This is a genomic window from Blastococcus sp. CT_GayMR16 (assembly GCF_004570875.1).
In the GTDB taxonomy this organism is placed as follows: domain Bacteria; phylum Actinomycetota; class Actinomycetes; order Mycobacteriales; family Geodermatophilaceae; genus Blastococcus_B.
On record NZ_SPQK01000001.1, the window covers coordinates 290,276 to 302,801 of the forward strand.

Here is a 12,526-nt window from a genome sequence, read left to right on the forward strand (position 1 = left end):
ACGTCAGCCTGACGGAGCCCGGAACGGTGAGCCCAGCAGCTCCTTGCGCACCTGCAGCAGATAGAGCCAGATCAGCACGAACGCGCCCGCCACCAGCCACATCACGCCGTCGAACAGACCGGTCAGCAGCAACGGCACCTGCAGCACGGTCCCGACGACCACGCCGTACGGACGGCGCTGCACCCCGGCGGCCAGGATGAGCAGGAGGGCCAGCACCAGGAGGTACGTGAGCCGGCCGCCGGTCAGCCCGTCACCGCTCTGCGCGATCCCGCGCGGGACGAACAGCGTGGCCAGCCCGGAGAGCACCAGGATGCCGGCTGCGGCGCCCCCCAGTGCGCGCCCGGCGCGCACCGGATCGGGCGCCGTCACGAGCGCCGTCCGGCCATCAGGGTGCGGGCCTCCCCCGCCGTGATCACGCTGCCGGTCACGAGCACGCCCGAGCCGCCGAGCGCGTTGTCCGTGCCGGCCTCGGCCAGCTCGATCGCCTCCGCGATCGCCTCACCCAGCTGGGGCGAGACGCTGACCCGGTCGGCGCCGAAGATGTCGACCGCGAGCGCGCCGAGCTCGTCGGCGGGCATGGCCCGCGGCGAGCTGTTCTGGGTGACGACCAGCTCCGCGCAGACGTCCTCGAGCGCCGCGAGCATCCCGGAGACGTCCTTGCCGGTCACGCAGCCGACGACCCCGATCAGCCGGGTGAAGTCGAAGGACTCCTTGATCGCGTCGACCGTCGCCGCCATGCCGGCCGGGTTGTGGGCGGCGTCGACGAGCACCGTGGGTGACGTGCGCACGCGCTCCAGTCGGCCCGGCGAGCGCACCGCGGCGAAGGCGGCGCGGACGGTCTCCTGCTCGATCGGGCCCGTCGCGGCACCCGCGCCCAGGAACGCCTCGACCGCGGCCAGCGCGGTCACCGCGTTCTGCGCCTGATGGGCACCGAACAGCGGCAGGAAGATCTCCTCGTACTCCCCGCCCAGCCCCTGCAGCCGCACCTGCTGACCGCCGACGGCGACCCGCCGCTCCAGCACGCCGAACTCGGTGCCCTCGCGGGCCACGACGGCGTCCACCTCGACCGCCCGCCGGACCAGGGTGTCGAGCGCGCCCGGCTCCTGGTGCGCCAGGACGGCGATCGCGTCGGCCTTGATGATCCCGGCCTTCTCACCGGCGATCGTGGCGACGTCCGGACCGAGGTACTCGGCGTGGTCCAGCGCCACCGGCGTGACGACGGCGACCCGCGCGTCGGCCACGTTGGTGGCGTCCCAGGTGCCGCCCATGCCGACCTCGATCACGGCGACGTCGACCGGCGCGTCGGCGAAGAGGGCGTAGGCCATGCCGACCATGACCTCGAAGAAGCTCATCGGGACGCCGCTGCCCGCGTCGACCATCTGCACGTAGGGCGCGATGTCGTCGTAGGTCACGACGAAGCGCTCGGCGCTCACCGGCTCGCCGTCCAGCACGATCCGCTCGCGGATCGACTGCAGGTGCGGGCTGGTGAACCGGCCCACCCGCAGGCCGAACCCGCGCAGCAGCTCGTCGATCATCCGTGCCGTCGTCGTCTTGCCGTTGGTGCCCGCGACCTGGACGACGGGCATCGCGCGGTGCGGCGATCCCAGCAGGTCGACCAGCGCCGTGATGCGGGTCAGCGACGGCTCCAGCCGGCTCTCCGGCCAGCGCGCCAGCAGCTCCTTCTCGACCCGGGCCATGTCACCGGTACTGCTGCTGTTCATCCTGCTCAGGATGCCAGGCCTGAACCTCCGCGCCCCGGTCCGCTCCTCCCTCGTTCCTCGCTCGATGCTCCCGGGGCTGTCGCCAGTCGACGGGTTCCTAGGATGAGGCACATGGTCACCGACACCCGCACCCCGGATCCTGCTGCGCCGGGAGCGACCGTCGGCGTACCCGAGAAGCCGTCGCTGGACGGGCTGGAGGACAAGTGGGTCGCCCGCTGGGCGGCCGAGGACACCTACGCCTTCGACCGGGACGCCGCGCTGCGGGCGCCACGCGAGCAGACCTACTCGATCGACACCCCGCCGCCGACCGCGAGCGGGTCGCTGCACGTGGGGCACGTCTTCAGCTACACCCACACCGACTTCATCGCCCGCTACCAGCGGATGCGCGGCCGGCACGTCTACTACCCGATGGGCTGGGACGACAACGGCCTGCCCACCGAGCGCCGGGTGCAGAACTACTACGGCGTCCGGTGCGACCCGTCCCTGCACTACGAGCCCTCGTTCACCCCGCCGGAGAAGCCGGGCAAGGACCAGGTCCCGGTCTCGCGGCGCAACTTCGTCGAGCTGTGCATGCAGCTCACCGAGGAGGACGAGGCCGAGTTCGAGAAGCTCTGGCGCCGGGTCGGCCTGTCGGTGGACTGGTCCGACGTCTACCGGACGATCTCCGAGTCCTCCCGCGCCACCGCGCAGCGGATGTTCCTGCACAACCTGGCCCGCGGCGAGGCCTACGCCCAGGAGGCGCCGACCCTCTGGGACGTCACCTTCCGGACGGCGGTCGCCCAGGCCGAGCTCGAGGACCGCGAGCGCCCCGGCGCCTACCACCGGATCTCCTTCGCGGGCCCGGCCGGCCCCGTCTTCATCGAGACGACCAGGCCCGAGCTGATCCCCGCCTGCGTCGCGCTGGTCGCCCACCCCGACGACGAGCGCTACCAGCCGCTGTTCGGGAAGACGGTCCGGACGCCGCTGTTCGACGTCGAGGTCCCGGTCGTCGCGCACCGCCTCGCCGAGCCCGACAAGGGCTCGGGTATCGCGATGATCTGCACGTTCGGCGACCTGAACGACGTCACCTGGTGGCGGGAGCTCCAGCTGCCGACCCGCCCGATCGTCGGCTGGGACGGCCGGATCCTGGCCGACCCCCCGGCCGACGTCCCGGCGCAGCCCTACACCGAGCTGGCCGGGAAGACCATGTTCAGCGCGCAGGCCCGCATCGTCGAGCTGCTGCGCGAGTCCGGGAACCTGGACGGCGAGCCACGGCCGATCACGCACCCGGTCAAGTTCTTCGAGAAGGGCGAGCGCCCGCTGGAGATCGTCACGACGCGGCAGTGGTACATCCGCAACGGCGGTCGGGACGCCGACCTGCGGGATGCCCTGATCGCGCGTGGCCGGGAGATCCAGTGGGTGCCCGAGCACATGCGGCACCGCTACGAGAACTGGGTCGAAGGCCTCAACGGCGACTGGCTGATCAGCCGCCAGCGCTTCTTCGGGGTGCCGTTCCCGGTCTGGTACCGCCTCGACACGGAGGGCGAGCCGGACTACACCGACCCGATCCTCGCGCCCGAGGCGTCGCTGCCGGTCGATCCGTCGTCCGACGTCCCGGAGGGCCTCACCGCGGACCAGCGGGGCAAGCCGGGCGGGTTCATGGCCGACCCCGACGTCATGGACACCTGGGCGACGTCGTCCCTGTCGCCGCAGGTGGCGTCGGGCTGGGACACCGACCCCGAGCTGTTCGCCCACGTCTTCCCGATGGACCAGCGGCCGCAGGCGCACGACATCATCCGCACCTGGCTGTTCAGCACCGTCGTCCGGTCGCACTTCGAGTTCGGCACCGTGCCGTGGTCGCACGCCACGATCTCCGGCTTCGTCGTCGACCCCGACCGCAAGAAGATGTCGAAGTCGAAGGGCAACGCGACGACGCCGATCGACGTCCTGGAGCGGTACGGCACCGACGCCGTCCGGTGGCGGGCCGCCGGTGCGCGCCCGGGTGCGGACTCGCCGTTCGACGAGACGCAGATGAAGGTCGGCCGCCGGCTGGCGATCAAGATCCTCAACGTCGGGAAGTTCGTCCTGGGCCTCGGCGCCTCGGCCGGTCTGTCCGCCGACCAGGTCACCGAGCCGATCGACCGGGCTCTGCTGGCCACGCTCGCCGGCGTGGTGGACGACGCCACCGCCGCCATGGACGCCTACAACTACACGCGGGCTCTCGAAACCGCGGAGTCCTTCTTCTGGTCGTTCTGCGACGACTACGTGGAGCTGGTGAAGTCGCGGGCCTACCGGTCCGACGTCGCCGCGGAGTCCGCTCAGGCGACGCTCGCGCTGGCGCTCTCGGTCCAGCTGCGGCTGTTCGCGCCGGTGCTGCCGTTCGTCACCGAGGAGGTCTGGTCCTGGTGGCAGGAGGGGTCGGTGCACCGTGCGCTCTGGCCCACGGCCGCCGAGCTGCCCGCCGGCGGGAACCCGGCCGTGGTGACGGCGGCCGCCGAGGCGCTGGCCGGGGTGCGCAAGGCCAAGTCCGACGCCAAGCAGTCGATGCGGGCCGACGTCGAGACCGCGACGATCATCGCCCCGGCCGAGCAGGTGGCCCTGGTCGAGGCTGTCCGGTCGGACCTGATCGACTCCGGGCGCATCGCCACCCTGTCGGTCGTGGCTGGCGACGGGCCGCTGGTCGTGAACGTGGTCCTGGCGCCGCTCGCCGACGCGTGACGTGACATCCGGACCGCCATACCGGACGCGGTACGGCGGCTGTTAGGTTCCGGCCACGCCGGGCCCGACGAGGCGCCCGCGGACGCGGAGGCCGTTCATGCAGCTCGGGGACGTGGCGCCACGCGACAAGGTGGCCCTGGTGATGGGCGGCTCGGGCGCGACGACGACGTTCGGCGAACTCGAGCACGCCACCGCCCGGTACCGACGGGTGCTCGAGGCCCGGGGCCTCGAGTTCGGCGAGCACGTCGCCCTGCTGTTCGAGAACCGCGCCGAGCTGTTCCCGGTGGCGTGGGCGGCGCACCTGATGGGTCTGTACTACACCCCGCTCAACTGGCACCTCACCCGCGAGGAAGCCTCCTACGTCGTCGACAACTGCGACGCCCGCCTGCTGCTGGTCTCGTCGACGCTGGCCGACCTCGGGTCCGCGATCGCCGCGGGCGCGCCGGATCTGGAGGCCGTGCTCTCGGTGGGCGGGCCGGTCGACGGGATGGTGGACGCCGACGCCCTGGCGGCCGGGATGTCCGACGAGCCCGCCGGCGACAACTGGGCCGGCTTCGCGATGTTCTACTCGTCGGGCACGACCGGCGTCCCCAAGGGGATCCTGCGTGAGCCCGCCCGCGTGCCGTTCGGAACGCCCGGGCCGATCGACGCACTCATGCGCGGGCTGTACGGCCTGGGCCCCGAATCGGTGCAGCTGTCCCCCGGGCCGATGTACCACGCGGCGCCGCTGGGCTGGGCCATGACCACCCAGCAGATCGGCGGCACGTCCGTCGTCATGGAGCGCTTCGACCCCGAGCAGACGCTCGCCCTGATCGAGCGCCACCGGGTCACCCATCTGCAGGTCGTGCCCACGATGCTGATCCGGATGCTGCGGCTGCCGGATGAGGTGCGGGCCCGCTACGACCTCTCGAGCCTGCAGGCGGTCGTGCACGCCGCGGCGCCGTGCCCGGTCGAGGTCAAGCGGGCCGCGATCGACTGGTTCGGGCCCATCGTGTGGGAGTACTACGCGGGCAGCGAGGGCAGCGGCTACTTCGCGATCGACTCCGCGACCTGGCTCGCCCACCCGGGCTCGGTGGGGCGCGCGATGCGGGGCGTCGTGCACATCCTCGACGACGGCGGTCAGGAGCTGCCGGTCGGCGAGGTGGGCACGATCTGGTTCGAGGACGCCGGCACGTTCCAGTACCACAAGGACGCGGAGAAGACCGCCGCGGCGTTCAACGACGCCGGCTGGAGCACCCTGGGCGACGTCGGCCACCTGGACGAGAACGGCTTCCTCTACCTGTCCGACCGGCGGGTCGACCTGATCCTGTCCGGTGGCGTGAACGTGTACCCGCAGGAGATCGAGAACGTCCTGTCCCAGCACCCGGCCGTGGCCGACGTCGCGGTGATCGGGGTGCCCGACGCCGACCTCGGCGAGCAGGTGCGGGCGGTCGTCGAGCTGATCCCGGGCACGTCCGGCGGCGATGCGCTGCTCGCCGAGCTCGCGGAGCACTGCCGCACCCATTTGGCCGGCTTCAAGTGCCCGAAGCGGATCGACGTGGTGGGCGCCCTCCCCCGCTTGCCCAACGGCAAGATGCTGCGCCGCCGGGTGCGCGAGCTCTACGGCGCCCCCGCCTGACCTGACCCGCATCGGTGGTTGACGCCAAGCGTGTGCGCTGACGCCCGGTTTCGGCCACGGGAACCGGGCGTCAGCGCACACGCTCCGGGGTCATGAGTCGCTGCCGCGCGAGGTACGCCGCGAGGATGTCCCGCCGGCACGCGTCCGGGGCCGACCTCATCCGAGTCCAGCCGAACCTGAGCGTCTGCCAGCCGATGGTCGCGAGCAGCGCATCGCGGCGGATGTCCCGCTCCCGCTGCTCCCGGGAGCCATGCCATGCCGCTCCGTCCATCTCCACCGCGAGGAGGACGTCGTCGTACGCGGCGTCGAGCACGAACACCTCTCCGGCGACCGTCACCCGGCGCTGCTGCACGAAAGGCGGCATCGCCGGCGCTCGCAGGACCTGCAGACATCCCCAGATCTCCAGCTCGCTCTGACAGCCGTCGGACAAGAGGCCGACGAGGCTCGAGAGCTCTGCCCGGCCGGGAAGGCACGGTCGGCGGCCCACCTCACGGAGGATGTCGCGCGGTCCGCACAAGCGCCGGCGGACGCCGCTGATCGCTGCCGCCCGCAGCTCGTCCCTGCCCGCTCCGCCGGGCACCCCCCAGGCATCCACGACCGCGCGCTCGACGCTGGTCACCGGCAGTCCGTCGACCCGGCGCGCCACGTCAGTCAGGTCCCTGGAGCGGTGGAGGAGCACCCCCGCCGATCCCCGGCCGCTGCGCGCGAAATCCACGGTCACGTGGACCGGTCCGTCCACCCAGGGCACGAGCTCCCACAGCGCGAGGGCGGAGCGATGACTGATCAGTCCACCCGTCGCCCCGGCTATCGCCTCCAACCGCACTCGCCGGTCCAGTGCGGCCGACGGAACCGTGTACACACCGGGCTGCACCCGGAGCAATCGACCGGCTGCGACCCAGTCAGAGACCGTTTTCCGGTCGATTCGGGCGAGCAGCGCTTCCCAGGTGATCCAACCGTCGGGTCCGATCAGGGCATCCACGTCGAGCGACACCTGCCGAGGCTGCAGCGCGGCGGCGCCCAGCGACGACCTGGACGGAATCTGTGGACGGCCTCGGTGGACTGTGTGCGCCGACGCCCAGTTGTGGCCGGCGAAACCGGGCGTCAGCGCACACGCTCGCCGCCTACAACGCGAACGAGCCCGCCCCCGCGAACGGGGACGGGCTCGTCGGTGCGACTAGGTCAGGCGGACTTCTCGCGGCGCTCGCGGGTGGGCTTGCGCGGGACGATCGTCGGGTTCACGTGCTCCAGGACGACCTCCTTGGTGATGACGACGGAGGCGACGTCCTCACGGCTGGGGATGTCATACATGACCGACTGGAGCACCTCCTCCATGATCGCGCGGAGCCCGCGGGCACCGGTGCCACGGAGGATGGCCTGGTCGGCGATCGCCACGAGGGCGTCGTCGGTGAACTCCAGGTCGACCCCGTCGAGCTCGAACAGCTTGCGGTACTGGCGCACCAGGGCGTTCTTCGGCTCTGTGAGGATGTTGATCAGCGCCTCACGGTCGAGCTTCTGCACGCTGGTGATCACCGGGAGACGGCCGATGAACTCGGGGATCATGCCGAACTTCAGCAGGTCCTCGGGCATGACCTCGGCGAAGGAGTTCGCCTCGTCGATCTCGGCCTTGCCGCGGATCTCAGCACCGAAGCCCATCCCCTGCTTGCTGGTGCGCGCCTCGATGACCTTCTCCAGACCGGCGAACGCGCCACCCACGATGAACAGCACGTTCGTCGTGTCGATCTGGATGAATTCCTGGTGCGGGTGCTTGCGACCGCCCTGCGGAGGAACCGACGCCGTCGTCCCCTCGAGGATCTTCAGCAGCGCCTGCTGCACGCCCTCACCGGAGACGTCGCGGGTGATCGACGGGTTCTCGCTCTTGCGGGCGATCTTGTCGACCTCGTCGATGTAGATGATCCCGGTCTCGGCGCGCTTGACGTCGTAGTCGGCGGCCTGGATGAGCTTGAGGAGGATGTTCTCGACGTCCTCACCGACATAGCCGGCCTCGGTGAGGGCGGTGGCGTCGGCGATCGCGAACGGCACGTTCAGCATCCGCGCCAGGGTCTGCGCCAGGTGCGTCTTGCCGCAGCCGGTCGGGCCCATCAGCAGGATGTTGGACTTGGCGAGCTCCACGCCCTCGTCGCGGCCGGCGCGCTCACCGCCGGCCTGGATGCGCTTGTAGTGGTTGTAGACGGCCACCGAGAGGGTCCGCTTGGCCTTGTCCTGGCCGATGACGTACTGCTCGAGGAAGTCGTGGATCTCCTTCGGCTTCGGCAGCTCGTCGAACTTCAGATCAGAGGACTCGGAGAGCTCTTCCTCGATGATCTCGTTGCAGAGGTCGATGCACTCGTCGCAGATGTAGACCCCGGGGCCCGCGATGAGCTTCTTGACCTGCTTCTGGCTCTTCCCGCAGAACGAGCACTTGAGCAGGTCACCGCTCTCACCGATTCGTGCCACCTGCTGACCTCCACCTGTGATTCGCGGTCCTGGTACCAGGAGCCTGCGTGCTGATTCTTGCTGCTCTGCCCCTGCTCGGCCTCATGTTTCGGCCTGATCCGCGAGGCTGTCCTCCCGGCGAGTCTGGCCGGGGATCACGTGCTCGCAGACCGTAACCCGCGTTGCCGACGTCCCCGGGCAATGACTCACCCGGTTCACCCGGCCCGTCCACTTCTGTCCCGCCGGTGCCCAACGCCTTCGAAAACTTGTGATTCGACGACGGTACGGGCCGAGCCCGCGACACGCGCGGTCTCGGCCCGACGCGTGTCAGACCGCGGGAAGGGCGTTGAGCTTCCGGCTCTGGATGACCTCGTCGACGATGCCGTAGGCCTTGCACTCCTGAGCCGTGAGGATCTTGTCCCGCTCGATGTCGATTCGGACCTGAGCCACGGTCTGGCCCGTGTGCCGGGCCAGGATCTCCTCCATCTGGCTGCGCACCCGCTGGATCTCGGCGGCGTGGATCTCCAGGTCGGAGACCTGGCCACCGGACTCACCCGACGGCTGGTGGATGAGCACCCGCGAGTAGGGCAGCGCGAGCCGCTTGCCGGGCGTACCGGCCGCGAGCAGGACGGCGGCAGCCGAGGCGGCCTGGCCCATGCAGACGGTCTGGATGTCCGGGCGGATGAACATCATCGTGTCGTAGATGGCCATGAGCGACGTGAACGAGCCACCAGGCGAGTTGATGTAGATCGTGATGTCGCGGTCGGGGTCGGTGGACTCCAGCGTGAGCAGCTGGGCCATGACGTCGTTCGCCGAGGCGTCGTCGATCTGCACCCCGAGGAAGATGATGCGCTCCTCGAAGAGCTTGTTGTAGGGGTTGGACTCCTTCATGCCGTAGCTCGTGCGCTCCACGAAGGAGGGCAGGATGTAGCGGCTGGAAGGCATCTGGAAGCTCATGTGGGTCAGTTCCTCCGAACCGTCAGTTGTCCGCGACCGGGTTGGCGGCGTCGGTCATGGCGGCCCTGCTCACCACGTGGTCGACGAAGCCGTACTCGAGGGCCTCCTGCGCGGTGAACCAGCGGTCGCGGTCGGAGTCCTTCTCGATCTGCTCCGGGGTCTGACCCGTGTGCAGTGCCTGCAGCTCGTTGAGCTGCTGCTTGGTGCTGCGGAACAGCTCGGCCTGGATGGCGATGTCGGACGCGGTGCCACCGACCCCTGCCGACGGCTGGTGCATCAGGATCCGGGCGTGAGGCAGGGCGTAGCGCTTGCCGCTGGCGCCGGCCGTGAGCAGGAACTGGCCCATCGAGGCGGCCAGCCCCATGCCGTAGGTGGCGACGTCGCAGTCGATGAACTGCATGGTGTCGTAGATCGCCATGCCCGCGGTGACCGAGCCACCGGGTGAGTTGATGTAGAGGTGGATGTCCTGCTTGGGGTCCTCGGCGGACAGCAGCAGCATCTGGGCGGCCAGCTGGTTGGCGATCACGTCGTCGACCTGGCTGCCCAGGAAGATGATGCGCTCGCGCAGCAACCGCTCGTAGACGGAGTCTCCGAGGTTCATCATTCCGCTGGCGCCGCGCATCATCGGTGCGCTCGCCGAGTTCGGGTGGGTAATGCTCACGGGTGCGGTGACCTCCGTAGGACTGTTCTGTTCAGTCGGTCTCGGTGGGCGGTGGATCGGTCGTGCAGGCCAGAACGGCCCTCCGGGAGGCGGTACCCCCCGGCGATCGCCTGAGTCCTGTCGACCCTAACGCGGACCCCCGACGTCACAGTCCCCGTCGGGCCGGTGTTCGCCGACGGCGCAGCGCCATCTGCCGAAAAGGCGACGGCGCCGCCCCACCCGTGTCGGGTGGGACGGCGCCGTCGGACGAGCGGTGCCGGGCTGTTATGCCTTCCCGGCGTCCTCGGTGTTCTCGGTCGCGCCCTCGGTGGCCTCGACCGCGGCGGCTTCCTCGGCCACCTCGTCGTCGGCGTCCTCGTCGTCGTCGTCGTCGGCCGTGGGGGCCTGGATCGTCCGGGGACGCAGGGCCTCCAGGTCGACGACGTTGCCCGACGCGTCGGTGATCGTCGTCTCCTCGAGCAGCTGGGCCAGGGTCTTGGTGCGGCGGACGTCGGCGACGAACTCCTGGATGTTGCCGCCCTGCTGGAGCTGCTGCGCGTACTGCTCCGGGCTCATCCGGCTGCGCTGGGCCTGCGCCATGATCTGCGCCGACAGGTCGTCGTTGTCGACGGTGACCTCACGGGCGTCGGCGATCGCGTCGAGGATGAACTGGGTGCGGACCGCCTCCTCGACCGTCTTGCGCTGGTCGGCTTCGTAGACCTCGCGGCTCTCCACACCCGAGATCGACAGGAACGCGTCCCAGTCCATGCCGGCCTGCTGGAGCTCCTGCTCGAAGGCGCGGTTGCGCCATTCGATCTCGCGCTCGACCAGGTTCTCCGGGACCGGAACCTCGACGGCCTCGATCAGGTGCTCGACCAGCTTGTCGCGGGCCTGCGCCCCCTGACCCAGGGTCTTGGTGCGGGCCAGCCGGGTGCGGACGTCGTCGCGCAGCTCGGCCAGGGTGTCGAACTCGCTGGCGGTCTGGGCGAACTCGTCGTCCAGCTCGGGGAGGTCCTTGGTCTTCACCGAGCGGACCGTGACGGTGACGTCGGCGGACTCACCGGAGTTGGGGCCCGAGAGCAGCGCGGTCTGGAAGGTCTTGCTCTCGTCGGCGGACAGCCCGCGGACGGCGTCGTCGAGGCCCTCCATCAGGTTGCCGGAGCCGACCTCGTAGGACATGCCGGTGGTCGACCCGTCCTCGAGCACCTCGCCGTTCAGCGTGGCCTCGAGGTCGATGGACACGAAGTCGCCGTCCTCGGCCGCGCGCTCGACGCCCGTGAGCATGCCGAAGCGCTCCCGCATGACCGAGACCTGCTGGTCGATCTCCTCGTCGGTGACCTCGACGTCGTCGACGGTGACGGCGAGGTTCTCCAGCGACGGCAGCTCCAGCTGCGGGGCGACGTCGACCTCGGCGGTGAAGGCCAGGGTGTCGTTGTCGTCGAGCCGCGTCACCTCGATCTCGGGCTGTCCGAGAACGCGCACCTGGTTCTCGCGGACGACCTCGGAGTAGACCTCCGGGATCGCGTGCTGGACGACCTGCTCGAGGACGACGGGCCGGCCGATGCGCTGGTCGAGCACGCGGTTGGGCACCTTGCCGGGACGGAAGCCGGGCACGCGCACCTGCTTGCCCAGCTCCTTGTAGACCTCACCGAAGGCGTGGTCCAGGTCCCCCCAGGGCACCTCGATCGCCATCCGGACCCGCGTGGGGCCCAGTTCCTCGATGGTGCTCTTCACAGCGGCTGTGCTCCTTGGATTTGCGGACGGACGAGCGCCGACAGGCGTGGACGACGCGGAATTGCCCACGAGTCTAGAGACGGCGTGGAACGGTCGGGTGGCGGGTTGCGCCGCCGAAGCCCCACGGTCGGGGTGACAGGATTTGAACCTGCGGCCCCCTGCTCCCAAAGCAGGTGCGCTACCAAGCTGCGCCACACCCCGTGGCGGACCGAGTCTAGGTGCGCCGCGCGACGGACCGCGCCAGAGGCCAGGAAGGGCGGCTGCGTAGGAGCAGATGCAGGCGCCCGTTACGCTGTCCGGGCACCTCGCGGGTGTAGCTCAATGGTAGAGCCCCAGCCTTCCAAGCTGGCCATGCCGGTTCGATCCCGGTCACCCGCTCCACGCATGACCGCAGTTCCGATGGCGCTCAAGACACTCCCCTGGCGATCGACGCGCCCCGCATGGCTCAGGTGCGCAAGAACGTCTCGAGCTGACCTGCTTTGGTCGTGAGGAAGCGACTCGACTCCTGCGCCGAATTGGTGAACCGACTGATCGCCGATTCCATCTCGGCGAGTTGGCTCTCGAACTTGCGGCGGGCCGGGTCGTCCCAGCGCGCTGAGTTCAGCGCCGACTTGACCCGTTTGATCGACGACGAGATGTCGTTCTGCGCTCGCTGGATCTCGCTCGCCAGTCGACGCAGGTCGGCTGGGTCCGTGTTCGCTCCGCCACCGGGCATGGTCTTCTCGT

The 12,526-nt window shown here is 70.1% G+C and carries 10 protein-coding genes and 2 tRNA genes; 3 read left to right on the forward strand and 9 right to left on the reverse strand.

Annotated elements, in window-relative coordinates; translation table 11 throughout:
• Positions 1-3: 3 nt before the first annotated feature.
• Positions 4-369 carry a DUF4233 domain-containing protein gene (locus tag E4P38_RS01445; protein WP_135129925.1) on the reverse strand — a complete coding sequence of 122 codons (366 nt, stop codon included), beginning with the start codon at positions 367-369 and terminating at the stop codon, positions 4-6.
• Positions 366-1,721 (reverse strand): folylpolyglutamate synthase/dihydrofolate synthase family protein, encoded by a 1,356-nt coding sequence (locus E4P38_RS01450; protein WP_135129926.1) that lies wholly within the window; start codon positions 1,719-1,721, stop codon positions 366-368. The genes E4P38_RS01445 and E4P38_RS01450 overlap by 4 nt, the downstream gene beginning before the upstream one ends.
• Positions 1,722-1,832: 111 nt before the next feature.
• Here E4P38_RS01450 and valS point away from each other — a divergent pair, with 111 nt between their 5' ends.
• Together valS and E4P38_RS01460 are read left to right on the forward strand one after the other, a co-directional pair.
• Complete coding sequence (valS, locus tag E4P38_RS01455; RefSeq protein ID WP_135129927.1) at positions 1,833-4,418, forward strand: valine--tRNA ligase; 2,586 nt, start codon at positions 1,833-1,835, stop codon at positions 4,416-4,418.
• Positions 4,419-4,515: 97 nt separating this feature from the next.
• Positions 4,516-6,036, forward strand: a complete 1,521-nt coding sequence (locus tag E4P38_RS01460) for an AMP-binding protein (protein WP_135129928.1) — start codon at positions 4,516-4,518, stop codon at positions 6,034-6,036.
• A 70-nt stretch (positions 6,037-6,106) separates the two neighbouring features.
• On the opposite strand, the gene E4P38_RS01465 is transcribed toward E4P38_RS01460, so the two are convergent.
• From E4P38_RS01465 to E4P38_RS01490, 6 genes are all read right to left on the reverse strand, one after another.
• Positions 6,107-7,027, reverse strand: coding sequence for a DUF559 domain-containing protein (locus tag E4P38_RS01465; protein ID WP_135129929.1), 921 nt, complete (start codon positions 7,025-7,027; stop codon positions 6,107-6,109).
• Positions 7,028-7,215: 188 nt separating this feature from the next.
• Positions 7,216-8,490 (reverse strand): ATP-dependent Clp protease ATP-binding subunit ClpX, encoded by a 1,275-nt coding sequence (gene clpX, locus E4P38_RS01470; RefSeq protein ID WP_135129930.1) that lies wholly within the window; start codon positions 8,488-8,490, stop codon positions 7,216-7,218.
• Positions 8,491-8,796: 306 nt separating this feature from the next.
• A complete protein-coding gene (locus E4P38_RS01475; protein WP_135129931.1) occupies positions 8,797-9,426 on the reverse strand; it encodes an ATP-dependent Clp protease proteolytic subunit in 630 nt (209 codons plus the stop codon).
• A gap of 22 nt (positions 9,427-9,448) precedes the next feature.
• Positions 9,449-10,081: an ATP-dependent Clp protease proteolytic subunit gene (locus tag E4P38_RS01480; RefSeq protein WP_280791038.1), complete on the reverse strand. Its 633-nt coding sequence runs from the start codon at positions 10,079-10,081 to the stop codon at positions 9,449-9,451.
• Between the two features lie 270 nt (positions 10,082-10,351).
• Positions 10,352-11,800 (reverse strand): trigger factor, encoded by a 1,449-nt coding sequence (tig, locus tag E4P38_RS01485; RefSeq protein WP_135129933.1) that lies wholly within the window; start codon positions 11,798-11,800, stop codon positions 10,352-10,354.
• Positions 11,801-11,927: 127 nt separating this feature from the next.
• A tRNA-Pro gene (locus E4P38_RS01490) sits at positions 11,928-12,001 on the reverse strand.
• A gap of 106 nt (positions 12,002-12,107) precedes the next feature.
• Between E4P38_RS01490 and E4P38_RS01495 the strand changes: the two genes are divergently transcribed.
• A tRNA-Gly gene (locus tag E4P38_RS01495) sits at positions 12,108-12,181 on the forward strand.
• Between the two features lie 64 nt (positions 12,182-12,245).
• Here E4P38_RS01495 and E4P38_RS01500 read toward each other — a convergent pair.
• Complete coding sequence (locus E4P38_RS01500) at positions 12,246-12,515, reverse strand: WXG100 family type VII secretion target (RefSeq protein WP_135129934.1); 270 nt, start codon at positions 12,513-12,515, stop codon at positions 12,246-12,248.
• Positions 12,516-12,526 lie beyond the last annotated feature (11 nt).

What these genes read in the sequence shown, in the direction of transcription:
- E4P38_RS01450 (WP_135129926.1), bottom strand. Translation starts at nt 1,721, where the DNA reads ATGAACAGCAGCAGTACCGGTGACATGGCCCGGGTCGAGAAGGAGCTG.
- valS (WP_135129927.1), top strand. Translation starts at nt 1,833, where the DNA reads ATGGTCACCGACACCCGCACCCCGGATCCTGCTGCGCCGGGAGCGACC.
- E4P38_RS01460 (WP_135129928.1), top strand. Translation starts at nt 4,516, where the DNA reads ATGCAGCTCGGGGACGTGGCGCCACGCGACAAGGTGGCCCTGGTGATG.
- E4P38_RS01475 (WP_135129931.1), bottom strand. Translation starts at nt 9,426, where the DNA reads ATGAGCTTCCAGATGCCTTCCAGCCGCTACATCCTGCCCTCCTTCGTG.
- E4P38_RS01500 (WP_135129934.1), bottom strand. Translation starts at nt 12,515, where the DNA reads ATGCCCGGTGGCGGAGCGAACACGGACCCAGCCGACCTGCGTCGACTG.